Here is a 25,415-nt window from a genome sequence, read left to right as displayed (position 1 = left end):
CCCACCAATGCGGTCGTCAGTGGTCGCGTTCTATGGCCAGGCGGCCGAGGGCGCGCAGGGCGTTGGCTTCTTCGCCGTAGGCGGCCAGGGCGTCGTGCATCACCGCGCTCAGTTCGTCCAGCTTGGCCTTGGCGCCGTCCATGCCCAGCAGGGCGGGGAAGGTGGATTTGTCCTGCGCGACGTCTTTGCCGGCGGTCTTGCCCAGCTGCTCCGAGCTGGCTTCCACGTCCAGGATGTCATCGCGTACCTGGAAAGCCAGGCCCAGCGCATCGGCGAAGCGATCCAGGCGCGCAAGATCCGCCGCCGGTGCGTGGCCGCACAACGCGCCCATCCGTACCGCGGCGCGGATCAGCGCACCGGTCTTCAGGGCATGCATGCGGGTCAGCGCGTCCAGCGACTGCAGCTGGCCGGTGGCATCGATATCCAGTGCCTGGCCGCCGCACATGCCGGCGGCGCCAGAGGCGTGAGCCAGCGCCTGCAGGCAGGCAACACGCAGCTCCGCAGGCAGCGCCGCTTCGGCCAGCAGGCTGAAGGCGCGGGTCTGCAGGGCATCACCGGCGAGGATGGCGGTGGCTTCGTCGAAGGCGATGTGGGTGGTCGGCTTGCCGCGGCGCAGGGCGTCGTCGTCCATCGCCGGCAGGTCGTCGTGCACCAGCGAATAGGCGTGGATCAGTTCCACCGCCATCGCCGGGGCGTCCAGCTGGTGCGGGTCGGTGCCGAACACTTCACCGGCCGCATGCACCAGCAGCGGACGCATGCGCTTGCCGCCGCCCAGCACCGAATGGCGCATGGCCTGGTGCAGCCGGCGCGGGGCGTCGGCGGGCGAGGGCAGGGCGGCGTCGAGCTGGCTTTCGATGCGATCGCGCAGGCGCGCGAAGCTCGCTTCAACCGTCATGGGACGGCGGGTCGAAAGGCTCGGCGTTTTCCGGCTGGGCCGGATCGGTGAGCAGGCGCACGCGCAGTTCGGCCTGTTCCAGCGCCTGCTGGCACTGGCGGTACAGGCCGACGCCGCGTTCGTAGGCGCTGAGCGAAGCTTCCAGGCTGAGCTCTCCGGTTTCCATCTGCTCTACGAGCTGCTCCAGCGACTCGAGCGACTGCTCGAACTGGGCTACCGGGGAGGCGTTTTCGGGGGTTTTCTTAGCCATGCGACAAGTGTGGACGGCCCGCGCGCAGGGGTCAATTCACCAACCGCCCGGACGCCAGTGCAGCTGGGCATCGTGCTGCTGCAGCCAGGCCTGCAACGGCGCGGACAGCACCACGTCGGCAGCGGCCTGCAGCTGGCCATTCGCGAACAGCAGTGGCAGCTGGCGGCGGCGCCACGGGGCCAGGTGTTCACGCTGCAGGCAGTCCTTCAGCGCGTGCTGGTGGCGGCGGCCGGGCAGCTGGATGCGTTCGCCCCCTTGCCGGCCCGTCACCTGCATCGGTGCCTCGAATGCCGCCGCGCCCTTCAACCGGAGTTGGCCGCCGTCGGGCAGCGCCAGCGGTGCGCGGCCATCCCACGTGGCGTGCCATCCGGCCGGCAGCTGCGGCAGCTCGGCCGGCAGCAGGTACCAATGGCCGCGCCACAGGCGGATGCTGTGCTGCTGCCAGCGCACCTGCGCATCGCGATCCGGCGCGGCAGCCAGCAGTTCGTGCTCCAGCTGGGATACCACCCGGCACGGCAGCGCGGGCACACCGTGGGCCAGCACCCAGCCCCGCAGCACGCGGGCACGGCGTTGCGGTGATACCTGCCGCAGCAGCTCCACCGACAGCACGCGCGATGCCACCTGCAGATGCTGCAGCAGCTCCTCGTCTTCTTCGTCCAGCATCCGCCGCGTCTCGCCACACAGCGCGGCACTGGCGGCCAATGCCTGGCCGGCATGCGGCCAGCGCTGGCGCAGCAGCGGCAGCACGTGCAGGCGCAGGAAATTGCGGTCCGGCCCGTCGTCGGCGTTGCTGGGGTCGTCGATCCACTGCAGTGCATGCTGCCGTGCGTAGGCCAGCAGCGCGCTGCGCGGAACCTCCAGCAGCGGCCGCCACAGCCGATGCGTGCCGAGTGCCGACTCGGCCGCCATCGCCGCCAACCCATCCACGCCGGACCCGCGCAGGGCACGCAGCAGGAAGGTTTCGGCCTGGTCATCCTGGTGCTGGGCCAGTGCCAGCGTCTCACCATCGCGCAGTTCGGCGGCGAACGCGGCACGTCGGGCCTGCCGCGCGGCGGCCTCCATTCCCATGCCGGCGCGCAGATCCACGCGGACGTGGTGGATATGCAGCGGTACGCCCAGTGCGTCGCACTGTTGCTGGCAGTGCAGCGCCCAGTCATCGGCCGCAGCCTGCAGCCCGTGATGCACATGCACAGCGCGCACGCCCACGCCCGCCGCCGCAGCCGAGCACTGCAGCCAGTGCAGCAGCACGGTCGAATCCAGCCCGCCGCTGTAGCCGACCAGCAGGGGGGTATCGACACGGGCGAGGGCAGGGAACAGGGGCATGGGCAGCACGAAAAAAGGCGACGACCAGTATGGTCGCCGCCATCGTATTGCTCCAGTCCCGCTGCGCGCTTACTGGGCGGGCGGGGAACGCTCGAACTTGGCCGGCGCCGGCAGTTCCACCGGAACGCCGTTGCCATCACAGGTGCCGGCCTGGCACAGGCGCTCACGCAGGCGGGGCGTGGCCTGCACGATCATGTGGTATATCGCGTTCTGTTCCAGCGTGCCGCGGATCGCCTTGCTGCCGGGGCCGCGCGCCCAGATGCCCACGTCCTCGCCACCGTGCGATTCACTCTTGCCCGGCACCAGCGCTTCCTGCATGTAATCGGGGTGCTCGGTATCCACCGCGGTCAGGTCCGGCCGGCCGGTGGCCGGATCGAAGCTGGACGGGTTATGCGGGTAGCGCTTGGCACCGGCCGGCTGCTGGTTGGTGGCGCCGGTGAAGCCGGGGCCGTTGGCGTAGCTCAACGTGGTGTAAGGCTGGCCGCCACCGTCGCGGGCCAGGTCCAGCGCGCCCAGGCCGTCTTCGCCGCCCTTGTCCTTCACCTTGCCCAGGATCGGGTTGCCGCGTGCCGGGTAGCCGACGAAGTTGAGGGTGTGGGAGTGGTCGGCGGTGACGATGATCAGGGTGTCGTCGTCGCGGGTCATTTCGGTGGCCACGCGCACCGCATCGGACATCGCCACGGTATCGGTCAGGGCACGGTAGGCATTGCCGCTGTGGTTGGCGTGGTCGATGCGCGCCCCTTCGATCATCAGCACGTAGCCCTGCTTTTCCTTGGACAGGTTGGCGATGGCGGTACGGGTCAGTTCGGCCAGGCTCGGCTCACCGCCGGCGTCGTTGGCACGTTCGTACTCGTACTGCATGTGGTCCGGCTCGAACAGGCCGAAGATGGCCGGCGCGTTGGCCGCTGCCTTCAGCTGGTCGGCGTTCCACACGTAGGCACCCTGCGGGTTGGCCTGCTGCCATTCGCTGACCAGGCTGCGCCCGTCCAGGCGCTGGCCGACCTTGTCGTCGTACTCGGGATCGCGCTCTCCCACCGTGGTGAACTCGCCGCGCCCGCCGCCCAGGATGACCTGCGGACCGCGGCCGAAGCGCGAGGTGGTCAGCAGCTGCTGGGCGATGTCCTTGCAGCCGGCGGCCTTGGCCTCTTCGGTCAGGTCGGTATCGTTTTCCCAGTTGCGTTCCGGCGAATGCGCGTAGGTGGCCGCCGGGGTGGCGTGGGTCAGCCGTGCGGTGGTGACGATGCCGGTGGCCATGCCGGCGCTGTCGGCCAGCTGCAGCCAGCTCAGCAGGCCCTTCTGCAGGCTGTCGGCGCAGTCCGGACGCTTGCCGGCGCTGACCCCGATGGCGCCCATGTGGGTCTTCACGCCGGTGGTGATGGCGGTCATGGTGCCGGCCGAATCCGGGGTCTGCGAGTCGACGTTGTAGGTCTTGCTGAATGCCGTGGCCGGGAAGTGCTCCCAGGACAGCAGGTTCTCCTCACCGGATGCGCCCTTGCGCTGGCCTTCGAAGATGCGCGCGGCGGCCACGGTGGTCAGGCTCATGCCATCACCAAGGAACAGGATCACGTTCTTGGCTTTGCCGTTCATGGCGCCATTGCCAGCGGCCTGGGCCGCGCCACTGCGGTACCACCACTGCGGGGTCTCGCCATCCGGGTGGGCCACCGTGGGTACGGTGATCGACAGGCCGGCCGGGCGGGATGCCGGCGGCGTGCTGGAACAGGCGCCCAGCAGCAGGGTAGCGGCGGTGGCGGCGAGCAGGGAGGTGGTACGGATCATGGACAGCGCGTCCTCACGAAACGAAACAGGTGTTCATTATGACCGGGTGGACAAGGCATGCCGATGACACGCTGATTTGTCCGCACGCTGGTCGTACGCCGGGCCCGCTTGGGCTAAGGTGCGAGCATTGTTCTCTCCCCCTGGAATTTCCATGAAGCTGGTCTCTGCCTGGCTGCGCATCCCGTTCTGGCAACGCGTGGTCGCAGGCTTCGTCCTTGGTGCCCTGGCCGGCTGGCTGATGGGGCCGGCGGCTGAAACCTGGTTCGGCCCGCTGGGCGAGCTGTACGTGACCCTGATCAAGATGATCGCGGTGCCGCTGGTGTTCTTCGCGGTCATCAATGCGATCTCTTCGCTGCACGGACAGAAATCGGTGGCCGCGCTCAGTGGCCGCACCTTCCTGTGGTTCGTCATCACCGCCGCGCTGGCCGTCGGCATCGGCCTGCTGGTGGGCACGGTGATGCAGCCCGGCACCGGTGGCCTGCAGCTGGCGATGGCCAACAACTACGTGCCGCGCGAAGTGCCCAGCGTGGTGCAGGTGCTGCTGGACGTGGTGCCGTCCAACGTGTTCTACGCGCTGAGTGGCATCGGCACGCGGGTCAATGCGGCCGGCGAAACCGTGTTGGCCGCGGGCCGCGGTTCGATCCTGCCGGTGATCTTCTTCGCCGGACTGGTGGGCTTTGCCATCGTCAAGCTGGGCGAGAAGGTCGGCCAGGCCCGCCAGCTGGTCGGGCAGATGAGCGAGATCATGATCCAGGTGACCCGCTTCGTGCTGGAAGTCACTCCGATCGGGACCTTCGGCCTGATCGCCGGGCTGGTGGGCAGTTACGGCTTCGAGAAGCTGCTGCCGCTGGGCAACTTCGTGCTGGCGCTATACATCGCCTGCGCGCTGCACATCGTGGTGGTGTACAGCGCGCTGCTGCTGTCGCATGGCCTGAACCCGCTGAAGTTCTTCCGCGGTGCCGCGCCGGGCATGCAGGTGGCCTTCGTCAGTTCGTCCAGCTTCGCGGCGATGCCGGTGGCGCTGCGTTCAATCACCCACAACCTGGGCGTCAACAAGGACTACGGGTCGTTCGCGGTGCCGCTGGGCGCCAGCATCAAGATGGATGGCTGCGGGGCGATCTACCCGGCGCTGTGCGCGGTGTTCATTTCGCAGTACAGCGGCGTGCCGATGTCGCCGGAGCAGTATCTGATCGTGCTGATCGCTTCGGTGCTGGGCAGCTTCGGCACCGCCGGCGTGCCGGGCACGGCGGTGGTGATGGCCACGGTGGTGCTGAGCGCAGCCGGGTTGCCGCTGGAGACCATCGGCTATCTGTATGCGATCGATCGCATCCTGGACATGATGCGCACGATGACCAACGTCACCGGCCAGATGCTGGTGCCGGTGCTGGTGGCCAAGGAGACCGGGCTGCTGGACCAGAGCGTGTACGACAACCCGTCGACCAACGTGGGTATCGATGACCCGGATCCCGCGCCGCGGGTGTGAGGGTACGCGTGATCGGATTGACGGCCAGCGGCCGTCACTACCGAGGCATTGCCGGTACCTGAAGCGGGGGCGTACGCGGTTGTGTCATGACCTGTAACAGGTCTGTTACACCCCGGCGCCGGGCAGGCGCAGCAGGCCTCTCTGCGGGTTCAGGCGCACGCTGCGCTCAACCGAGGTGTAACGGTCGGCATCCAGCTGGCCCCCTGTTGCCAGCCGGAATCCCTTTGTTTCAGGGCCCTGCGTACTTGGCACGAAAGCTGCGTCCTCCCTTCCCGTACGTAACGGGAGAGCGGCATGGACAGCAGCACGAAGCGCAGGATGTTCCTGGTGGCCAGCTTGGCCGCGCTGGCGGTATGCCCTGTGCTGGTGCATGCCTCCGGTGCCCGCCAGGGCGTCACCCAGAAGCCCGGCGAGATCGTCTTGCTGCGCGATGTGCACACACGCACCGCCTATCGGCCCGCCCCTCCGGGTGTGGCGCTGATCGCCGATCCGTCGCCGCAACGCGAAGTGGCTGCCGCCCTGGGTACCTCCAATGGCATGGCTGAACTCAGTGACGATGACTTCGCTGGCCTCGGTGCGGGCCAAGCGGTCCACACCCCGCATGCCGGCACCACCACCGTCGAACGGGTCACCAGCACCGCGCTGGGCGGGGCGGTGGGACGGCTCGGCAGTTCCAACGGCGGCATCATTTCCGGCAACCAGATCAGCGGGGCGATGAGCGGCCCGCTGGGCGCAGTCGGCAACACCACGCGCGGCATCGGCGATACGGTACGCGGCGCCCTGGCGCAGTTCCCGATGGGCGCCCCGGCAGGTGGCAAATGAAGACGCGCGCGCTGCTGCTCGTCGCCTTGCTGCTGCCGTCGCTGGCCCAGGCTGACGACTACGCCGGGATGCTCGGCTACCTCAACCAGTCGCGCATTGACGGCCGCGCGCTGGCCGGCGCCAGTGGTGCCATCGCGGTCAACCAGGTGGCCGGTGACATCAACACCCAGGCCAACCTGGTGGGCATGGCCCAAGGCAACCAGGCGCGGGTGGATATCGATGCGCGCAGCACCTCATCGCGCAACAGCGTGCTGCTGGACGGACCGCTGCACGCCAGCGCGCACCTCGATGGCCAGGCCCTGCAGGGCGCCAATGGCATCGCAACGATCAACCAGACCAGCGGCATCGCCAACGCCAGCATGAACGTGGTGCGCGCGACGCTGGCCCGGGAAGGAATACGCGAGTCCGACGATGAGGCCCTGGCCGAATCAAGCGTGACCGCGTCAGCAGGGGGGCAGGGCAGGGCCGGCAACGGCCTGGCCGCGGGCACCCGCAGCGTCGGCGTGGCAGCGTCGGCACTGCAGGGGTTCGACGGTGTCCTGCAACTCAATCAAATCGCGGGCGCAGGAAATGACACGGCCAACATCCTCGGTATGGCAGTGCACGGCAACCCGTGAGTGGTACCCACCCGTTACACCACTGATGAGAGAGAAGGCACCATGAAAGCGATCGTTAAAGGGACTGTACTCGCCATGGCCATCGCAGGCGTGGTCGCCACCGCACACGCGGCGGATGACCAGAACGCAAGCGCCACCATCAACCACAACCACAACGTCAATGAAAACTGGACGTTGAACGACACCCGCAACGTCACCCGCAACAACGTGACCAGCAACACTGACACCGATACGGACACGGTGAACGACACCCGCAACGTGGTGCGCAACACCACCCGCAACACCAATACCACCAACAACACCAGCACCACCGACAACACCGCCAACACCACCTCGAACGTGCGGTACTCCAGCACCACGACCAACACCAGCCGCTCCAACGTCGATTACTCCGACGTCGACCACACCCGCGACGTATCGGTCAACGAGACCAGCAACATCTCGGCCGACGAGCGCAAGGAAAAGAACAACCACGGCGTGGACGTCAACCTGGAGAAGGACCTGCGCCTGAGCTCGGACATCAATTTCTCGGGTGATCCGGAAATCACCGGCGACATCGACCTCGACTCCGCCGCCATCGCGGTCATCGACAACCGTCAGTCGATCAGCGCCAACGAAGCCTCCAACGAGATGCTGGACAACACCGCGTCGATCTCCGATGACGTGGCGTCCGGTGCATCGGGCAACCTGGGCTTCAACGTCGCCGCCGGTGACAACAACGCACAGGACAACGCCGCTTCGCTGTCTGCGGCCGATGCCTCCTTCAGCTTCGGCATGGCCGATGCGGAAGTGTTCGTCCACCAGGCGGTGGGCGGCAACACCACCCTCAACGAAGGCGTCACCAACGCCGCCGGCCTGGGTGGCAATGCGTTCTCCGGCGCGTCGGGCAACATCGGGGTGAACGTCGCTTCGGGCAACAACAACGCGCAGAAGAACGCGCTGGCCGCCTCGGTCGCTACCGCCGCGATGGCGCAGTCGAGCATCTCGTCCAACCAGGTATCCAGTGGCAACTCGGTGTCCAACGCCGGTTACGTGCAGCGCTTCAGTGACACCACTGAAGTCAGCCTGCGCGGTCGTGTGGCAGGTGCCACGCTGGCCTTCGGTGCAGGTACCTATGAAGGTACCGGCAACGCCTACCAGCAGGACAACTACTACCTCGACAGTTGGGATGGCGCGCTGCCGCACACCAGCGGTGACAGCACCGGCCACATCGACCTGGACAACGAAATCCAGAACGCCACCGACAACCCGTACCGTGACGGCGTGGGCGGCATCGCCTTCGACACGGACGAGGAAGGCACCAGCCAGTTCGTCGAACTGGGCGTGGCCGACCTCTATGCCAGCCTGAGTGGCACCGTGCGCACCTCGCGCTGGGTGGCGGTCAATGCGACCAACACCGCGGGCCTGTCCGGCAGCGCGTTCTCCAATGCGTCGGGCAACATCGGCGTGAACGTGGCCTCCGGCACCGGCAACCTGCAGGCCAACAGCCTGGCCCTTGCCGTGGCGCAGCCGTCGACCGGCGGTGGCACCCCGGGTGGCGGCGGCGGCGAGTAACACGTGGCGTGACCGCTTTCGCAGGCTTGCTGCGTTGAGCGCAACAAACCCGGTCATCCGCCAATGACCGGGCTCCCCGGGAGCCCCTGTCCCATCTCCCCCTTTGGGGCAGGGGCTCCTACCTTGGAAGGAGCCGTTGCAATGCGAGTTGCCTGGTCCACCTTGTTGTTGCCTTGCCTGATGCTGCTGGCGGGCACCACGCCGGTACGTGCCGGCGACGTGGCCTTCAGTGGCGTGCTGCCCAACGGCGGCCTGCTGCAGCAACGCGTGGAGAGCATGCAGGAACGGCGCTTCCGCCACCTGGTCCGCCAGCACACCGATTACAGCTGCGGCGCCGCCGCGCTGGCCACCATCCTCAAGTACGCCTATCACCTGGACGCCGACGAGGCCACGGTGATCGAGGGGATGATGAACGTGTCCGACCAGACCCTGGTGCGCGACCGTGGTTTTTCGTTGCTGGACATCAAACGTTACGTTGAATCGATGGGCATGCGTGGGCGCGGTTACCGCGTCGACGAAGCCCGCCTGCGCAACCTGCGCGTTCCTGGCCTGGTGCTGATGGACGTGCGTGGTTTTCGCCATTTCGTGGTCATGAAACAAGTCCGCGGCGACTTCGTCGAAGTGGCTGATCCGATCCTCGGCAACCGCAGCGTGCCGCTGGCGGAGTTCCTGGAGGCCTGGCCATCACGCGCGGTCTTCATCGTGATCGGCAGTGATTTCGATCGCAACACCGTGCTGCTGCAACCCAGCGAACGGCCCAGTGCACGCGCGCTGTATGCGCGCCAGGGCCCCATCACCGATGCCGAACTGGTCGACTTCGGCTTCAGCCACGCCGACCTGTTCTGAAGGAGTTCCACCATGAACATGCGCCTGATCGTCATTGCCAGCGCCCTGGCCGTCCTGTTGCCCACTGCGCTGCACGCGCAGGAAAAGCGCAGCGGCAAGGGACTGACCGAAATCCCCGATCCCGAACTCAACCTGATGCGTGGGCGTTACACCGTAGGCGGCAACAACGTCGCCTGGTTCGGCGTGACCATGGCATCGCAGTGGCAGGCATCCAGCGGCGCGGCGATGGAAGGCGCGCTGAAACTCGGCATGGACTTCCGCCAGGGCGGTACGCCGAAGGTGAGTTTCACCCCGACCGTGAGCGTCACCGCGGCCGACGCGCCGCTGCCGCAGACGGCCGCCGACACCGCCAGCGCGGCCGTTGCCAGCGTGGACAGCAGCGGGTTGGCGAATGTGTCCGGCCTGGTGCAGAGCGTGCAGGTCGCCGGCGATGAGAACAGTGCGCGCAACGTCACTTCGCTGACCATCCGTGATGGCGAGGTACCCGCCGTCGCCGACAGCGGCGCGCGCAGCGCGACCGCACAGCAGGGCGGCGCCAGCGCCACCGCGTCCTTCGACAACAACCAGGCCCGGCTGGAACTGCAGCTGGAAGGCGTGGGCGCGGTGCAGCAATGGATCCGCAGCGGCAGCGTCGGGCAGACCATCGCGCTGGGCGGCAATGCACAACAGGTCAGCAACCGCCTGCAGATCGAACTGGTCAGGCAGAGCATCGCGAGCAATACCCCGTTGACCCAGAACATCGCCCAGGCGATGGCGCTGACACGCGGGATCGGGCCGGGCCAGTAACCGCGGCGCGGCAAGGGGGATGGCACTCAACGGACGAAGGACATGCACAGCAATCACCGCATCACCCCGCTGGCGCTGGCGGCGCTGGCCTGGATCGTGTTCGCCGACAACGCGCACGCCCAGCCGGCCACGGCGGCCGGCAACGAACAGGCCGATGTGCAGGCATTGATGGCCCAGCTGGAAACGCTGAAGGCCAATTACGCGCAGGAGGTGCGTCGCCTGCGCGAGCTGGACATGCAGGTGCAGGCCATGCAGGCGCGGCTGTCCGGCAAGGCCGGCGGCGTGGCGCAGCAGGGGCCATCGTTGCCACCCGAACCGGCACGCGCGCCCGCCACGGCGACCGCCGGCGCCGAAGGCGGCTACGCCAGCAGCGCAGCGGAAGCGCAGCAGGCCAAGCAGGCGGCGCGGCGCAGCGTGGACGATGTGAAACAGCAGCAGCAGGCGCTGTTCTCGCGACGTTTCACCGTTGAAAACAGCCTCACCTACGCGCGCTACGACCGCAAACAGCTCACCCTCAACGGCTTCCTCGCCCTGGATGCGATCTTCCTCGGCAACATCGGCATCGAGAACGTCGAATCCGATTCGCTGACCTACAACCTGGCCGCGCGCTGGGGTGTCAGCCCCAACCTGACCGTCAACATGGACGTGCCGTGGGTGGCACGCACGACGGTCTTCCAGAAGGGCGGTGCGGGCGGATCGGCGGCGGCGGTGGCCGAAGAGGAAACCAGCGGCAATGGCATCGGCGACGTAGCCCTGAGTGCCAACTACCGGCTGTTCGGCGAACGCGGCTGGAAACCGGAAACAGTGCTGACCGCAGGCGTAACCGCGCCCACCGGACGCGAGCCCTATGGCGTGGACTGGACCGTGCTGGAGCGCGATGACGATGATTACATCCGCTTCGCCGTGCCAAAGGAGCAGCCCACCGGTAACGGGGTGTGGCAGGCCAACGTGGGCCTGTCGATCGTCAAGACCGCCGACCCGGCTATCCTGTTCGCCAATGCGGGCTACATCCATTCCTTCGAAGCCAGCTTCGACGATCTCGACGGCAACCCGGACACGGTCAATCCCGGTGACGTGAAGCTCGGCGGCTCCTACTACTTCGGTGCCGGCGTGGCGTTCGCGTTCAACGAGCGCACCAGCCTGAGCATCTCCTTCAGTGACAAACTGAGCGCACGTGCGTCCACCCGTTATCGCAACGGGCAGTGGATGAAGGTGATCGGCAGTGATGCCAACGCGGCGACCTTCAACCTGGGCGTCACCTATGCGCTGAACCAGAAGACCACGCTGGTGAGCCTGCTCGGCATTGGACTGACGCCGGACGCACCGGACTTCACCCTGGCATTCAAGGTGCCGTACATGCTGTAAGTCCGCGCGGGGCGTCGAGGCGACTCGACGCCGGCAGGGCTCAGCGCAGCGCCGGCAGTTCCACCTGGTGCTTGCGGCACAGCCGGTACACGGTGACCCGCGAGACCTGCATGTGGCGTGCGCAGGCGGACACATTGAACTCATGTTCGCGCAGGGCCTGCAGCAGCAGCTCGCGTTCCACCTGCTCGCGCGCATCCTGCAGCAGGGCGCGTGCGGCGGCGGGCAGGGTGACCACCAGGTCCAGGTCGGACGGCTCGATCAGCTCGCCGTCAGCGACGATCGCCGCGCGCTGCACGCGGTTGAGCAGTTCGCGCACATTGCCCGGCCAGTCGAAGCGTTGCATGGCCTGGCGCGCACAACTGCTGAAGCCGCGCGCGCGGCCCGGGTGGCGGGCACGGAACTGGCGCAGGAAATGCTCGGCCAGCACCAGCACATCGCCACTGCGTTCGCGCAGTGCCGGCATCGCCAGCCGCAGCACGTTGAGGCGATAGAACAGATCACGACGGAAGCGCCCTTGTGCCACGGCTTGTTCCAGATCCACGTGGGTAGCGGCCAGCACGCGCACGTCCACCCTCAGGGGCTGGCTGCTGCCGACGCGTTCGATGGTGCCCTCCTGCAGTACACGCAGCAGGCTGGTCTGCGCATCCAGCGGCAGGTCGCCGACCTCGTCCAGGAACACGGTGCCGCCGTTCGCGCTTTCGAACAGGCCCAGCCGCCGTTGCGCCGCACCGGTGAAGGCGCCGCGCTCATGCCCGAACAGTTCGGACTGCACCAGGTTGGCCGGGATGGCGCCGCAGTTGACCGCCATGAAGGGATGATCGGCGCGCGCGGACATTGCATGCAGCGCATGCGCTGCCAGCTCCTTGCCGGTACCCGTTTCGCCGGTGACCAGCACCGGCAGGTCCACCGGGGCGAACTTGAACAGCGATGCGCGGGTGGCCAACAGGGCCGGACTGTCACCGATCAGCCGCTGCGCCGGGCTATCCGCCGCGCTGGCCGTATCCGGCTCGTCGCGCTGCAGGTGGTCCACCAGCCCGGCCAGGTCCTGCGGCATCACGTACCGATGCGGGCAGGCGTCGAGCAGCGGCTGCCAGCTGGGCGGGGGACAGGTGATTCCGCCGGGCAGGGCAGCCAGCAGCGGCAGGTGATCGTGCTGCTGGATCCAGGCCTGGACCGGAATCAGCGCATCGGCGGGAATCTGCCGCAGGTCGATCATGCCGACCAGTTGATCGCGGGCACGCAGCCCGACGGCCTGTGCGTTGTGCGGATCCACGCTGCGCACCTGCCAGCCGGCCGCCGCCAGGGCGGCGCGTTCGGCGGCCAGCGGATGGCCAAACCAGATCACGCACCGTGACTGAATCTCCGAGACCGCCGCCATGCCTCACCTGTCCTTGTAGAGGGGCGGTCGACTACTCAGGAACACGTGCGTGCCGCCCCCACGCCGCCATCCCGGCCTGGCATTGCTGCCCGACCGCCGCCGGATCCATTCCGGGGATACCAATGCAAACGCGGTTGGCAGCCGATAGCGGCCATTGGATTGGAGATCCGCCCATGAAAAAAGCCGCTGCAGGGCAGCGGCTTTCAACATGCGGCGCGGTATGGCGGGGCTTACAGTTCGACCCGGCGCGCCTGCATGAACTTGTTGCCCCAGTAGCCGGTCAGCAGGGTGTCCACGCGGACGTCCTTGCCGGTGCTCGGCGCATGCAGGAAGCGGCCTTCGCCGACATAGATGCCGACATGGTCCACGCGACCCTTGCGGCCGAAGAACACCAGGTCGCCTTCGGTCAGCGCCGTGCGGTCGGCGATCAGCTGGTTGTTGCGGTCGCTGGCCATGTCGCGGGAAACACGCGGCAGTTCCACGCCAAGCGCGGTGCGGAACACGTAGCCGACCAGACCGCTGCAGTCGAAGCCGCTGTCCGGGGTGTTGCCGCCCCAGCGGTACGGGGTGCCCAGCAGGGTCATCGCGCGGCGCAGGACCGACTGGATCTTGCCGTTCTCTTCGGCGCCGCCGACCACGATCGAACCCGATGCGCTGGTGTCGTAGTTGGCGAGCAGGCGGCTGAGGTCGCCGGCAACCATCGCCGAACGGTCCATCAGGGGAATGCTGTCATTGGCTGCAAGATGCGGCAGCAGGGCGGCCAGGGTGGCGCTGGCGGCGGCATCGGCGCGGCTGCGCGTCGGTGCGGGTTCGGTCTTGGCTTTTGCAACGGCTACGGCGGCTTCGGCGGTGGCCGGTGCATTCTGTGCCCAGGCCGGCGCGCTGGTGAGCACGAGAGCAAGGGAGAGCAGGGCGGCGCGCTGGATGCGCTGGGTCAGGCGGGGTGAATTCACGGCGCGCTGGCCTTCACACATCAGTTCGTCGGTCGTCACTCGGCGGTCACAGGGTTGGAAGCGATGGGCAATCATGCCCTGCCAAAGCGTGGAACAAGTACAAATTTCGTTAAAGTTTCGTTTGTTTCAGTGTGATGTCCATCACGTTTTGGATCATTTCCCCTGTTCAGCTTAGTGCAGGACGCGTTTCGCTCCTGTGTAGTGGTCTTTCCAGTAGTGGCCGCCCAGGGAATCCAACCTGACGGTTCCACCGGAACTTGGCGCATGCACGAAGCGGCCTTCCCCGACATAAATTCCGACGTGGCTGACATTGCCACGGCTGCCGAAAAACACCAGGTCGCCGGTCGCCAGCCGCTGGGGCTCGATCTTCGGGCCCTGCACGGCGGCCAGTTCGCGCGAGGTCCGCGGCAGCTTCAGATCCACCATCTCGCGGTAGACATAAGTGACCAGGCCGCTGCAGTCGAAGCCGGATTCGGGCGTGTTGCCTCCGTAGAGGTAAGGCGTACCGACCAGCCCGATGGCGCGCATCAGCACCGCATTGGCGACCTGCGGGTTGGCCGGGGACGTACTCGGCCAGACCTGCGTGGCGGGCGGCGGGGCGGCGGGGCGGCGGGTCTTTCCGCCACCGCAGGCCGTCAGTGCGGCGGCGGCGATCAGCAGCGCCACGGTGGCCACGCGGCGGTGCCGTCCGGTCGAAACTGGCGTCATGTGCGTGATCTCCGGATAATGCGCGACCTCAGATAGGCCGTCATGATGGCGGCGTACCCGTCGGGCGGCAACCCGCCCCCACCGCCTGCCCTTGGCAGTTACCAGACAGAGTTGCGCATGAAGATCGAAAAAGACCGCGTCGTCCGTTTCCACTACACCGTGTCCGAAGTCGGCCAGGAGCCGATCGAGTCCTCCAAGGACCGTGAGCCGCTGGCGATCCTGGTGGGCCACGGCAACATCATCCCGGGCCTGGAAAAGGCCATGGAAGACAAGGAAGCCGGCGCCACTTTCGGCGTGGACGTTGTTTCGGCCGATGCCTACGGCGAGCGCCGCGAGGGCCTGACCCAGCGCGTGCCGAAGAAGCATTTCGGCAAGGAGAAGTTGGTGCCGGGTGCGCAGGTCGTGCTGCAGACCAACTTCGGCCCGCGCGCGGTGACGGTGCAGAAGGTGGGCATGAGCGTGGTCGACGTTGACCTGAACCACCCGATGGCGGGCAAGGACCTGCACTTCGACGTGGAGATCATCGACGTGCGCGAAGCCAGCGAAGAAGAGATCCAGCACGGCCACGTGCACGGCGATGGCGGCCACCAGCACTGAGTGCTGAGCGCATCTGAACCCGTTCGAACGGCCCGCGCAAGCGGGTCGTTTTTTTTTGGGGCAACAGCAACATCAACGGCTGCAGGGCTGTGTGTTGGCGGGGCGGGGTGGGTTGGCGGGAATCGCCGTGAATCCGTCCATGGAGGCTCGCCATCCGCATCCATGCGGATGAGCGTTCCCGCCAACCCACCCCGCCCCACCTTCGACAGGTCCATGGGGGCCATGGAACCTTCGGTAGCGCCGACCCACGGTCGGCGGAATGTTCCCGCCAACGGCCCGCTGCGCTCGCCGACCATGGCTATGCCGCTCGTCCTGACCGGCACCCTTCGGGCCGTCGCAAGCGACGTTGGCAGCGGCTCCTGCCGCTGCCTTCGGCGCTACCGCTTTTCTCTTTTTCTACGCGGGTGGCGGCCACAGGAACCTGTCCAGACGCCGGGTGGGTGGGGTTGGCAGGACGCTGAGCCGCATGGATGCGGCGATGCAGCCTACAAGGACGTACTTGCGGCGTGTCCTGCCAACCCCACCCACCCGGCGTCGAACACGCAGCCTGCTTTCAAACAACAGCCACCCGCGAGGGGGTCACACCCGTTCGACCCACCCCCACCGCATAATGGCGCCCCGCACCCCCGGATCCCCCGTGACCACCGCGACTCCTGCCTTGCAGCCGCTGCCCCCCGCCGACCGCATCACCGTGATGGACATCCTGCGTGGCGCCGCCTTGTTCGGCATCCTGTTGATGAACATCGAAGCGTTCACCGGTCCACTGGACCTGTCCTTCACCGGGGTGGATCCGCACTGGCACGGCATCGATTACCTCGCCGATGCGCTGGTGTATGTGTTCGTGCAGGGCAAATTCTTCCTGCTGTTCTCGCTTTTGTTCGGCGCTGGGTTCGCGGTGATGGCCCAGCGTGCACAGGGCGCCGGGCGGGACTTCACCCCGATCTACCTGCGTCGCAGCAGCGCCCTGCTGCTGATCGGCGCCTGCCATGCGCTGCTGGTGTGGTCCGGCGACATCCTGCTGGTGTATGCGCTGCTGTCCTTCCTGTTGCTGGGCACGCGACGCTGGCCATTGTCGATGCTGCCGGCAATGGGTGGGCTGGTGTATGCCTTCGCCGTGGGGCTCAGCCTGCTGTTCGCGCTGCTGGTGTGGGCGGCGGCGCGCGGTGGCAGCCCGCTGGACAGCGCAGGCAGCATGCGCGCGGCGCATGAGGTTCTCGAAGCCCAGCGCCTGGCATATGGGCAGGGAAGCTGGGCGCAGGCCAATGTGCAGCGGTTGGCCGACCTGCGCCACATGATCGGCGGCATCCTGATCACCGGCCCGGAAATCTTCGGCATGTTCCTGATCGGGGCCTGGTTCGCGCGCAGCGGTGCACTGGCCGATCCCACGCGCTTTGCGCCTCTGTACGCGCGCCTGCGCTGGATCGCCATGCCCGTGGGCGTGGTGCTGATGCTGGCCAGCGCCGCGTGGCATCCCTACCTGGCGCCCGGCGAGTTCACCGTGCAGACCGGGCTGTCCTACGCGCTGGCCGCGGTGGCCAGCCTGTTGATGGCGCTCGGCTATCTGGGCTGGATCGTGCACGCGCGGCACGCACTGGGCTGGCTGGCCGCCCCGGGGCGGATGGCGCTGACCCATTACCTGCTGCAGTCGCTGCTGTGCACTTGGCTGTTCTTCGGCTATGGCCTGGGCTTCTTCGAACAGCTGCCGCGTGCGTGGCAGCTGGTGTTCGCCGTGGCGTTGTTCGCGCTGCAGGTGGGCATCAGCCACCTGTGGCTGGCACGCTTCCGCCATGGCCCGATGGAATGGCTGTGGCGGGCGATGACCTACCTGCACTGGCCGCCGCTGCGGCGCACGCAGCCGACGCGCTGATCGGGCACCGTCACGTCTGGCGCGCGGCCGGCCGTGGCATGCTTTGCACTGCCCCCCTGTTGACGCAACGAAGCGAGCGAGCCCGATGACAAACACTGCGCATGACTACGACCTGATCGTCCTGGGGGGCGGATCCGGCGGCCTGGCCGCTGCCTTCCGCGCGGCACAGCACGGCAGGAAGGTAGCAATGCTGGAGCCCGGCGAACTGGGCGGCACCTGTGTCAACGTCGGCTGCGTGCCGAAGAAGGCGATGTGGCTGGCCGCCGACCTGGCCGGGCGCATCGGCCTGGCCCGCGCGATGGGCTTCGACGTCCCACTGCGTCCGGCGCTGTCCTGGAAGGAACTGGTGGTGCATCGCCAGGCCTATATCGAGAACATCCATGTCAGCTATCGCAAGCGCCTGGACGAGACCGGCGTAGTGCGCGTACCACGTCGTGGGCGGCTGGTGGATGCGCATACGGTGGAGTGCAGCGACGGGGTGCGCATCAGCGGCGAGCACATCCTGCTGGCCACCGGCGCCCACCCGCAGCGCCCCGACATCCCCGGTGCGGAACTGGGCCTGGTGTCCGATGACTTCTTCAATCTGTGCGACGCACCGGCGCAGGTCGCGATCGTCGGCGGCGGCTACATCGCGGTGGAGCTGGCTGGGTTGCTGCAGGCGCTGGGTAGCCGGGTAACGTTGCTGGTGCGCGGTGGCCGGCTGCTGGACCGCTTCGATGGCGAACTGGCGGCACAGCTGGCCGAGAACCTGTGCCACCAGGGAGTGCGCATCCAGTTCGACTACCGCCTGCGTGAACTCCAGCGCGACGATGATGGCCAGCATGTGCGCGTGCTGGGCCACGATGGTCCGTTGGACAGCGTGTTCGACACGGTGTTCTTCGCCATCGGCCGGCGTGGCAACTCCACCGATATCGGCCTGGAGCAGGTCGGTGTGGCGCTGGGTGACCGCGGCGAGGTGATCGTCGATGAGTGGCAGGACACGTCCGTGCCAAGCATCCACGCGGTGGGGGACATCGGCGGCAAGGTGGGCCTGACGCCGGTGGCGATCGCCGCTGCGCGGCACCTGATGGACCGGCTGTTCGGCGGCAAGCCGGACGCGAAGATGGACTACGAGAACGTCCCCAGCGTGGTGTTCTCGCATCCCCCGTTGGGCATGGTCGGCCTGGGCGAAGAGGAGGCGCGCGCCCGCTACGGCGAGGTGCGCACCTACCACAGCAACTTCCGGCCGATGCTGCAGGCGCTGGCCGACGGCACCCAGCGCAGCATGTTCAAGCTGGTCTGCGTGGGCGCCGAGGAGCGGGTGGTAGGCGTGCACCTGCTGGGCGAAGCGGCTGACGAGATCCTGCAGGGGTTCGCCGTTGCGGTGAAGATGGGCGCGACCAAGGCGCAGTTCGACGACACCGTGGCGATCCATCCCACCTCCTCGGAAGAAATCGTGCTGATGCGCGGCTGAGCGCGTAGTGCCGACCAAGGTCGGCATGCAGCAGGACGAGCAGGGCGGCGCGCATGCGATAATCGCGCGCTGCATGAGCGCTCCTTCGCCTATCGCCACCTCGTCCACCCGCATCGCGCTGGGAGGCATCGGGCTGGCCGCCATCGGTGCGGTGGCCGCGTCCGGCAAGGCCGTCATCGTCAAGCTGGGCCTGCGCCATGGCGTGGATCCGACCACGCTGCTGGCACTGCGCATGGCGATGGCGTTTCCGTTGTTCCTGCTGCTGGCCTGGTGGTCCTCACGCCGTGCCGCATCGCTGGGCTGGGCGGACCGCGCGCGCATCCTGTGGCTGGGTTTCACCGGCTATTACCTGTCCAGCTGGCTGGATTTCCAGGGGCTGCAGTACATCAGCGTGACGCTGGAACGGCTGATCCTGTACCTCAACCCGACCCTGGTGCTGCTGATCAACGTGCTGCTGGCACGGCAACGTCCGGGCCGTTGGCAACTGGCCGCGCTGGCGCTCAGCTATGCCGGCGTGCTGGTGGCCTTCGGCCATGACCTGCAGCGCGAAGGCGGGCAGATCGTGCTCGGCAGCCTGCTGGTGCTCGGCAGTGCGATCAGCTATGCGCTGTACCTGTTCGGCAGCGGGCAGGTGGTGGCGCGGATCGGCGCGGTGCGGCTGACCGCACAGGCCAGCTGCGTGGCCTGCGTGCTGGTGCTGCTGCACTTCGGCCTGACCCATCCGTGGCCGCTGCTGTTGCAGGCACCGGCACCGGTGCAGTGGCTGTCGCTGGTCAACGCCACGGTCTGCACGGTGCTGCCGGTGATGGCGATCATGCTGGCGGTCAAGCGCATCGGCTCGTCGCTGGCCGCGCAGGTCGGTATGCTCGGACCGGTTTCCACGATCGTGATGAGTCTATGGCTGCTCGACGAACCGATGGGTCCGGCGCAGATCGTCGGCACCGTGCTGGTGCTCTGCGGGGTGCTGCTGGTGACCCGCCTGCGGCGCTGACCCCGGAACAGGCACGCGAGCGCATCCTTGCGGTCATCCGCGCCATTCCGGCAGGGCAGGTGATGGGCTACGGACAGGTCGCCGCACGTGCCGGGCTGCCGGGCAGGGCACGACTGACCGCGCGCGTGCTGGGCATGAACGATGATCCGCAGCTGCCGTGGCACCGCGTGCTGCGCGCCGATGGCCGCATCGCCATGCCGGAAGGTTCACGCGGCTGGCGTGAGCAGAGCCAGCGGCTGCGTGCCGAGGGCGTGGTGGTGGAGCGAGGCCGCGTGCGCATGCCGGCGCTGGACCCGGCGCAGGCGCTGGATGCGGAGATCTGGGGGCCACGCTGAGCGCGACGGTGGGCTGAACGCGTGAGCGGCGGAAGGCAACGCCATCCACGGGCGCTGCCGTTATGATGGAGGCCGTTCCAGAGGATGCCCCCATGCTTCCGCGACTGCCCACCGTTACCAAGGCGTTGCTGATCGCCAACGCGATCCTGTTCCTGCTGCAACAGCCGTTCCTGCTGGGCGATGCGACCTTCGCACCGTTCATGCTGCAACCGCTGCAGGGCAGCTTCGATGCGTTTTCGCCCGGCGGCAATTTCCAGCCGTGGCAGCTGCTGACCTACGGTTTCCTGCATGGCAGCTTCGGCCATCTGTTCTTCAACATGCTCGCCGTCTTCATGTTCGGCGCGCCGCTGGAACAGACCTGGGGCGAGAAGCGCTTCCTGACCTTCTACCTGGTCTGCGTGGCCGGCGCCGGCCTGTGCCAGCTGCTGGTGGGCAGCCTGATGGAAAATCCGGCCACGGTGCTGGGGGCTTCCGGCGGCGTGTTCGGCCTGTTGCTGGCCTACGGCATGCTGTTCCCGAACCAGCGGGTGATGCTGCTGTTCCCACCGATTCCGATGAAGGCGCGCACGTTCGTGATCCTGTTCGGCGTGGGTGAACTGGTGCTGGGCGCCACCGGCTGGCAGCCGGGCGTGGCCCACTTCGCGCATCTGGGCGGCATGTTGTTCGGCTGGTTGCTGATCCGCTACTGGCGCGGCCAGCCGCCGTTCAAGCCGCGCCCGCCGGGCCCGCCGAAGCGGCCGAACCACCTGCGTTCGATCAAGTAAGACAGCCCAGGGTAGTGACGACCGCTGGCCGTCACGTGCGGGATGATCGGGTTGACGGCCAGCGGCCGTCACTACCGGGCTCACCGGATGGCGGCCTCGATGGTGGCGATGTCGATCTTGTGCATGGTCATCATGGCGTCGAAGGCGCGCTTGGCCAGCGCCTTGTCCGTACTGGTCACCGACTCCAGCAGGATGCGCGGGGTGATCTGCCAGGACACGCCCCAGCGGTCCTTGCACCAGCCGCACGCGCTTTCCTGGCCGCCGCTGCCGACGATGGCATTCCACAGCCGGTCGGTCTCGGCCTGGTCTTCGGTGGAAACCTGCAGTGAAAACGCTTCGGTCTGGCGGAAGGCGGGGCCACCATTGAGGCCGACGCAGGGCAGCCCGCAGACGGTGAACTCCACGGTCAGCACGTCGCCCTGGCTGCCTGATGGAAAGTCGCCGGGCGCATGATGGACGGCGACCACCTTGCTGTCCGGGAAGGTCTCCGCATAGAAGGTGGCCGCGTCCAGCGCGCCGTTGTCGTACCAGATGCAGACCGTGTTCTTGTGGACCATGGTGGTGCTCCCGAAGGGACGAGCGTGCAGCGATAGCACGGCCGATGTTAATCCCGGATCGTGTTCCACGGAGGCGCCGCCACGTTACCCTGTGGGCAGGGCGGACACGGACGGAACGCAGGTGAAGATTCTCATCCTCGGGGCTACGGTGTGTTCGGTGGGCGGCTGGCCCGGCTGCCGGCGGACCTTCCCGATCTTGAACTGCTGACCGCAGGGCGCAACCTGGCCGCGCCAACGGCGTTCTGCAACGCGTTTGCGGGCGATGCCTGCCTGCGCCCGCCTTCGCTGCAGCCGTTGTCTCCGCTGTTCCATCGGGTGTTGAACCGGATGAAGTCCGGCGAGCACCGCGGCGGCATGATGGTACGCGCCAAGGGGCTGCGTGCAGGCGTGTCCGTCGTGCAGAGCTGGCACTTGTTGGCCGAGGGCGATGACGGCCCCTACATTCCGTCGGTGGCCATCGAGGCGATCATCCGCAAGCTGCTGCAGGGAGAGCGCCCTGCGGTGGGTGCGCGAGCGGCCACGCATGCGCTGCAACTGGCGGACGATGAGCCGCTGTTCGAAGGCCGCTACACCCACACCGGATTCCGTCATGACGGAGCCGGTGCCAGCCTTTACCAACGCGTGCTGGGTACGGCGTATGCCACGCTGCCGGCGAGCGTGCAGGCCCTGCATGCGCCTTCGGCGGCGAAGCGTTGGCACGGCACCGCGCGCGTGGAGCGGGGCAGCGGGATGCTGTCGCGGTTGTTGGCAGGGAGGTTCGGGTTCCCCGCCGCAGGCGAGCAGGTGCCGGTCATGGTCGAGGTCACCGATGAGGCCGGTGGCGAGCGCTGGACGCGCACCCGGAGGAGAATGCGGGTGTCGCGAGTGGCTGGAACTCCGCTTTCGGCTGTCGTGCCTGTGTGACCGAGGCGGGCTGATTGCGTAACGGTGCGCCGTCATCGACCATGAAACGCCCTCATGTCGTGTTCTTCGTAGGCCTGCGGTTCAGCTGCTTGTTCAACTTGTGTTGCAGATCTGCGGTGGACCGCGGCCTGCTTCCCCTTGGACAAGGAGTTTGCATGAGCAGCATCAAGCGGGCCGCACCATTGAAGCGGACCAGCATCGTCGTGGCCCTGATGTCGATCATCGGCGCGGCCTCCGCACAGAGCACCACCGGCTCGCTGTACGGCAGCGCACCGGGCGCTGCGGGCGCCTCGATCATCGTGGAGAGCGACAGCGGTTTGAAGCGCACCGTGGAGGTGAATGCCAACGGCCGTTACACCCTCGGTTCGTTGCCGGTCGGCAAGTACACCGTGACCCTGCAACGCGATGGCAAAGTGGTGCAGCAGCGCGACAACGTGCAGCTCAAGGTCGGTGCGGGCACCGATGTCTCCTTCGCCGAAGCGGCTGCCACCACGCTGGAAACCGTGACCGTGACGGCGGCCCAGCTGCCGAAGATCGATGTCACCAACACCGTCTCGCGCTCGGTGATCACCTCCGAACAGCTGGATGTGCTGCCGCTGGGCCGCAGTGCCGAAGCGATCGCGCTGCTCGCGCCGGGCGTGGTTGCGGGCAGTGGGGCGTTCCTCAACGGTTCGCGGTCTTCGCTGTCCTTCGGCGGCGCCAGCGTCACCGAGAACGCGTATTACCTCAACGGCTTCAATGCCACCAATCCGCTCAACAATATCGGCGGGGTGAGCCTGCCCTACGGTTCGATCGACCAGCAGGAAACCTTCACCGGCGGTTACGGGGCCAGTTACGGACGCTCAACCGGCGGGGTGATCAACCAGCTCGGCAAGCGCGGGACCAACCAGTGGCATTACGGTGTCCAAGCCACGTGGCAGCCGGGTTCGCTGGCCGAATCGCCACGCGACATCCGCTACCCCGACGCTTCGCTGCCGCCCGGCTATGAACTGCAGGATCCGACCCTTCCCGGTTCGCTGTACCGTTCGCGGCGCGGCGACCGGACCGACCGGACCACCTATAGCGGCTATGTCAGCGGCCCGCTGATCGAAGACCGGCTGTTCTTCCATCTGGCTGGCGAAGTAGACAAGTCCAGCGGCGTCCTGACCCACAGCATCGAATCGGCACAGCAGGTGAAGCGTCATTACACCATCAATGCGCCGAAGTTCTACGGCAAGATCGACTGGAACATCAACGACAGCAATACGCTGGAGTACACGCGCATCCAGAATACGGATCGCTACGACGCCTACTACCGCGCCTACGACTACCCGACACGCCAGGAAGGCGAGCGCACCGGCACCTTCGCCAACACCACCAAGCTCAAAGACAACTTCGATATCTTCAAGTTCACCAGCTACCTCAGCGACGACCTGACGCTGAGTGCGCTGTGGGGGCGCAGCAGGCAACGCAACCTGGACGCGAACCCGCTGGATTCGTCCAACCCGTTCATCAGCGGAGCGAACAACCAGGATCCGTTGATCACCGGCGGCACGCCGATCCGCAACGACCAGGTTGCGATCAATGACAAGGCCTCCAATGCGGGCAGCAGTACGCGTGGCCTGCGCGTGGATCTGAAATACCGCATCGGCGACCATGAGCTCACCGCCGGCATCGACAACATGACGTTCAACGCCAGCAACGAAGGCCAGGCGATGACCGGTCCCGGCCATGCGTGGATCTATTCGCGCGTCGCCCCGGGCTCCTCGCCGTCGCCGGGCTTCGGTATCACTCCGCCCGGTGGTGACGGCTACTTCGTGCAGAAGTACATCTTCTCCACCACCACCAGCATGTCGCTGCAGCAGAAAGCGTATTACCTGGAAGACCGGTGGCAGGTGACCCCGGACTGGCTGCTGACCCTGGGCCTGCGCAACGACAAGTTCACCAATTACAACAGCGCCGGTGTCGCCTATGTGGAAAGTGGTGACCAGTGGGCCCCGCGGCTGGGCGCGGCCTGGGATGTGTTCGGCGATTCCTCGTTGAAGGTGTTCGCCAACCTGGGGCGCTACTACCTGGCGCTGCCCAACAGCGTGGCCATCCGTGGTGCATCGGCGTCGACGTATACCCGCGAGTATTTCACCTACAGCGGCATCGATGCCAACGGCAACCCGACTGGCCTGACCCCGCTGGGACCAGGGCCGGTCTCTTCCAACAACGAATACGGGCAGACGCCGGATCCACGTAGCGTGGCGCCGTCGGACCTGAAGTCGCAGTTCCAGGACGAGCTGATCCTCGGCTTCGAAAAGACCCTGGGCGAATCCTGGAACAGCGGCGCCAAGGCGACCTATCGCCGCCTGCAGACCGCAATCGACGACACCTGCGATTCCGCCCGCATCGGTGACAAACTGGACGCGATGGGGGTGGATTCCAGCACACTGGATATCCCCGGCTGCGTCATCTTCAATCCGGGCAAGAGCAACACCTTCCTGGTGAAGAAGCGTGACGGCTCGGGCTATGTCCCGGTGAGCATGAGTGGCGAGGATTGGGGGCTGGGTGGGCAGAAGGCCAAGCGTGACTACGTGGCGGTGGACCTGTTCATCGAGCACCCGATGCGCAACAACTGGTACGGTCGCGTGGACTACACCTGGTCGCGCAACTTCGGCAACACCGAGGGCCAGGTGAAGTCGGACCTGGGTCAGAAGGATGTGTCCAAGACCCAGGACTGGGATTCGTCGTACCTGATGGAGTACGCCGGCGGCTACCTGGCCAACGACCGCCGCCACCAGCTGAAGGGCTATGGCGCCTACCAGTTCACCGACGAATGGACGGCCTCGGCCACGCTGCGGGTGATGTCCGGTGCACCCAAGACCTGCCTGGGATACTACGGCGCCGATGAGAGTGACCCGATCAGTTATGGATCGTCGTACCACTACTGCAATGGCAGCCCGTCGCGTCCTGGCGATGCCGGTCGCCAGCCGTGGACCGCCCGCGTCGACCTCGGCGTGATGTATCGCCCCGGGTTTGCGCAGAAGCGGCTCGCGTTCGGGCTGGATGTGTTCAACGTGTTCAACCAGCGCCGCCCGCTGCAGTCCGAGAGCAAGTATGAGGAGGGCCCGTACACCGTCTCCAACATCTACGGCATCGGGACCTACTTCACTGCGCCGCGCTCGGCCCGGCTGACCGCCTCGTACGATTTCTGACGATCGAACGCTG

Annotated in this window: 23 protein-coding genes; 15 read left to right on the top strand and 8 right to left on the bottom strand. The window is 67.0% G+C overall.

Features of this window, described 5'->3' with window-relative positions; all coding sequences use genetic code 11:
• Positions 1-16 precede the first annotated feature (16 nt).
• From SOM47_RS06860 to SOM47_RS06845, 4 genes are all read right to left on the bottom strand, one after another.
• Positions 17-895 (bottom strand): polyprenyl synthetase family protein, encoded by an 879-nt coding sequence (locus SOM47_RS06860; protein WP_320505159.1) that lies wholly within the window; start codon positions 893-895, stop codon positions 17-19.
• Positions 885-1,145 carry an exodeoxyribonuclease VII small subunit gene (locus SOM47_RS06855; protein WP_042612267.1) on the bottom strand — a complete coding sequence of 87 codons (261 nt, stop codon included), beginning with the start codon at positions 1,143-1,145 and terminating at the stop codon, positions 885-887. Before SOM47_RS06855 ends, SOM47_RS06860 begins: the two co-directional genes overlap by 11 nt.
• 36 nt (positions 1,146-1,181) lie before the next feature.
• Positions 1,182-2,468, bottom strand: coding sequence for a tRNA lysidine(34) synthetase TilS (gene tilS / locus SOM47_RS06850; RefSeq protein ID WP_320505158.1), 1,287 nt, complete (start codon positions 2,466-2,468; stop codon positions 1,182-1,184).
• 69 nt (positions 2,469-2,537) lie between these two features.
• Complete coding sequence (locus SOM47_RS06845) at positions 2,538-4,244, bottom strand: alkaline phosphatase (protein ID WP_320505157.1); 1,707 nt, start codon at positions 4,242-4,244, stop codon at positions 2,538-2,540.
• A 151-nt stretch (positions 4,245-4,395) separates the two neighbouring features.
• On the opposite strand from SOM47_RS06845, the gene SOM47_RS06840 reads away from it, so the two are divergent.
• The 7 genes from SOM47_RS06840 to SOM47_RS06810 all read left to right on the top strand — a co-directional run bounded on the left by SOM47_RS06840 (position 4,396) and on the right by SOM47_RS06810 (position 11,717).
• Positions 4,396-5,727, top strand: a complete 1,332-nt coding sequence (locus tag SOM47_RS06840; RefSeq protein ID WP_192083250.1) for a dicarboxylate/amino acid:cation symporter — start codon at positions 4,396-4,398, stop codon at positions 5,725-5,727.
• A 294-nt stretch (positions 5,728-6,021) separates the two neighbouring features.
• The gene (locus tag SOM47_RS06835) at positions 6,022-6,549 is read left to right on the top strand and encodes a FapA family amyloid fibril periplasmic chaperone (RefSeq protein WP_052811751.1); all 528 of its coding nucleotides are present in this window, start codon (positions 6,022-6,024) and stop codon (positions 6,547-6,549) included.
• A complete protein-coding gene (locus SOM47_RS06830; protein WP_320505156.1) occupies positions 6,546-7,166 on the top strand; it encodes a FapB/FapC family functional amyloid domain-containing protein in 621 nt (206 codons plus the stop codon). Before SOM47_RS06835 ends, SOM47_RS06830 begins: the two co-directional genes overlap by 4 nt.
• A gap of 42 nt (positions 7,167-7,208) precedes the next feature.
• On the top strand, positions 7,209-8,720 hold the full coding sequence (locus SOM47_RS06825; protein WP_191770359.1) for a FapB/FapC family functional amyloid domain-containing protein: 1,512 nt from the start codon (positions 7,209-7,211) through the stop codon (positions 8,718-8,720).
• A gap of 141 nt (positions 8,721-8,861) precedes the next feature.
• Positions 8,862-9,566 carry a C39 family peptidase gene (locus SOM47_RS06820; protein ID WP_320505155.1) on the top strand — a complete coding sequence of 235 codons (705 nt, stop codon included), beginning with the start codon at positions 8,862-8,864 and terminating at the stop codon, positions 9,564-9,566.
• 12 nt (positions 9,567-9,578) lie between these two features.
• Positions 9,579-10,352 carry a hypothetical protein gene (locus tag SOM47_RS06815; protein WP_320505154.1) on the top strand — a complete coding sequence of 258 codons (774 nt, stop codon included), beginning with the start codon at positions 9,579-9,581 and terminating at the stop codon, positions 10,350-10,352.
• A 42-nt stretch (positions 10,353-10,394) separates the two neighbouring features.
• Positions 10,395-11,717: a transporter gene (locus tag SOM47_RS06810; protein WP_320505153.1), complete on the top strand. Its 1,323-nt coding sequence runs from the start codon at positions 10,395-10,397 to the stop codon at positions 11,715-11,717.
• Between the two features lie 40 nt (positions 11,718-11,757).
• Here the strand turns inward: SOM47_RS06810 and SOM47_RS06805 are convergent, their stop codons facing one another.
• The 3 genes from SOM47_RS06805 to SOM47_RS06795 form a co-directional block, all read right to left on the bottom strand.
• On the bottom strand, positions 11,758-13,095 hold the full coding sequence (locus SOM47_RS06805) for a sigma-54 interaction domain-containing protein (RefSeq protein ID WP_320505152.1): 1,338 nt from the start codon (positions 13,093-13,095) through the stop codon (positions 11,758-11,760).
• 230 nt (positions 13,096-13,325) lie between these two features.
• Positions 13,326-14,087 carry a C40 family peptidase gene (locus SOM47_RS06800; protein WP_320505151.1) on the bottom strand — a complete coding sequence of 254 codons (762 nt, stop codon included), beginning with the start codon at positions 14,085-14,087 and terminating at the stop codon, positions 13,326-13,328.
• Between the two features lie 132 nt (positions 14,088-14,219).
• On the bottom strand, positions 14,220-14,756 hold the full coding sequence (locus SOM47_RS06795) for a C40 family peptidase (RefSeq protein ID WP_320505150.1): 537 nt from the start codon (positions 14,754-14,756) through the stop codon (positions 14,220-14,222).
• Between the two features lie 117 nt (positions 14,757-14,873).
• Here SOM47_RS06795 and SOM47_RS06790 point away from each other — a divergent pair, with 117 nt between their 5' ends.
• The 6 genes from SOM47_RS06790 to SOM47_RS06765 all read left to right on the top strand — a co-directional run bounded on the left by SOM47_RS06790 (position 14,874) and on the right by SOM47_RS06765 (position 20,763).
• Positions 14,874-15,353, top strand: a complete 480-nt coding sequence (locus SOM47_RS06790; RefSeq protein WP_042612288.1) for an FKBP-type peptidyl-prolyl cis-trans isomerase — start codon at positions 14,874-14,876, stop codon at positions 15,351-15,353.
• A gap of 610 nt (positions 15,354-15,963) precedes the next feature.
• Positions 15,964-17,220 carry a DUF418 domain-containing protein gene (locus SOM47_RS06785; RefSeq protein WP_320505149.1) on the top strand — a complete coding sequence of 419 codons (1,257 nt, stop codon included), beginning with the start codon at positions 15,964-15,966 and terminating at the stop codon, positions 17,218-17,220.
• Positions 17,221-17,305: 85 nt separating this feature from the next.
• Positions 17,306-18,673 carry a glutathione-disulfide reductase gene (gene gorA, locus SOM47_RS06780; RefSeq protein WP_320505148.1) on the top strand — a complete coding sequence of 456 codons (1,368 nt, stop codon included), beginning with the start codon at positions 17,306-17,308 and terminating at the stop codon, positions 18,671-18,673.
• 73 nt (positions 18,674-18,746) lie between these two features.
• A complete protein-coding gene (locus tag SOM47_RS06775; protein ID WP_042614087.1) occupies positions 18,747-19,664 on the top strand; it encodes a DMT family transporter in 918 nt (305 codons plus the stop codon).
• Entirely contained in the window at positions 19,628-19,999 is a 372-nt protein-coding gene (locus SOM47_RS06770; protein ID WP_232767835.1) for an MGMT family protein, read from the top strand. The genes SOM47_RS06775 and SOM47_RS06770 overlap by 37 nt, the downstream gene beginning before the upstream one ends.
• Positions 20,000-20,091: 92 nt before the next feature.
• Positions 20,092-20,763 carry a rhomboid family intramembrane serine protease gene (locus SOM47_RS06765; RefSeq protein ID WP_042614086.1) on the top strand — a complete coding sequence of 224 codons (672 nt, stop codon included), beginning with the start codon at positions 20,092-20,094 and terminating at the stop codon, positions 20,761-20,763.
• Between the two features lie 80 nt (positions 20,764-20,843).
• Here SOM47_RS06765 and SOM47_RS06760 read toward each other — a convergent pair whose 3' ends face one another.
• Positions 20,844-21,320 carry a VOC family protein gene (locus SOM47_RS06760; RefSeq protein ID WP_042614085.1) on the bottom strand — a complete coding sequence of 159 codons (477 nt, stop codon included), beginning with the start codon at positions 21,318-21,320 and terminating at the stop codon, positions 20,844-20,846.
• A gap of 150 nt (positions 21,321-21,470) precedes the next feature.
• Between SOM47_RS06760 and SOM47_RS06755 the strand changes: the two genes are divergently transcribed.
• Together SOM47_RS06755 and SOM47_RS06750 are read left to right on the top strand one after the other, a co-directional pair.
• Complete coding sequence (locus tag SOM47_RS06755; RefSeq protein ID WP_320505147.1) at positions 21,471-22,223, top strand: DUF4166 domain-containing protein; 753 nt, start codon at positions 21,471-21,473, stop codon at positions 22,221-22,223.
• Positions 22,224-22,378: 155 nt separating this feature from the next.
• Entirely contained in the window at positions 22,379-25,402 is a 3,024-nt protein-coding gene (locus SOM47_RS06750) for a TonB-dependent receptor (RefSeq protein WP_320505146.1), read from the top strand.
• Positions 25,403-25,415 lie beyond the last annotated feature (13 nt).

The organism is Stenotrophomonas sp. CFBP8980 (genome assembly GCF_034046095.1).
GTDB classification, from domain to species: domain Bacteria; phylum Pseudomonadota; class Gammaproteobacteria; order Xanthomonadales; family Xanthomonadaceae; genus Stenotrophomonas; species Stenotrophomonas lacuserhaii.
The sequence above is the reverse complement of the archived record's forward strand: the minus strand, read 5'-3'. Positions and strand labels throughout refer to the sequence as shown.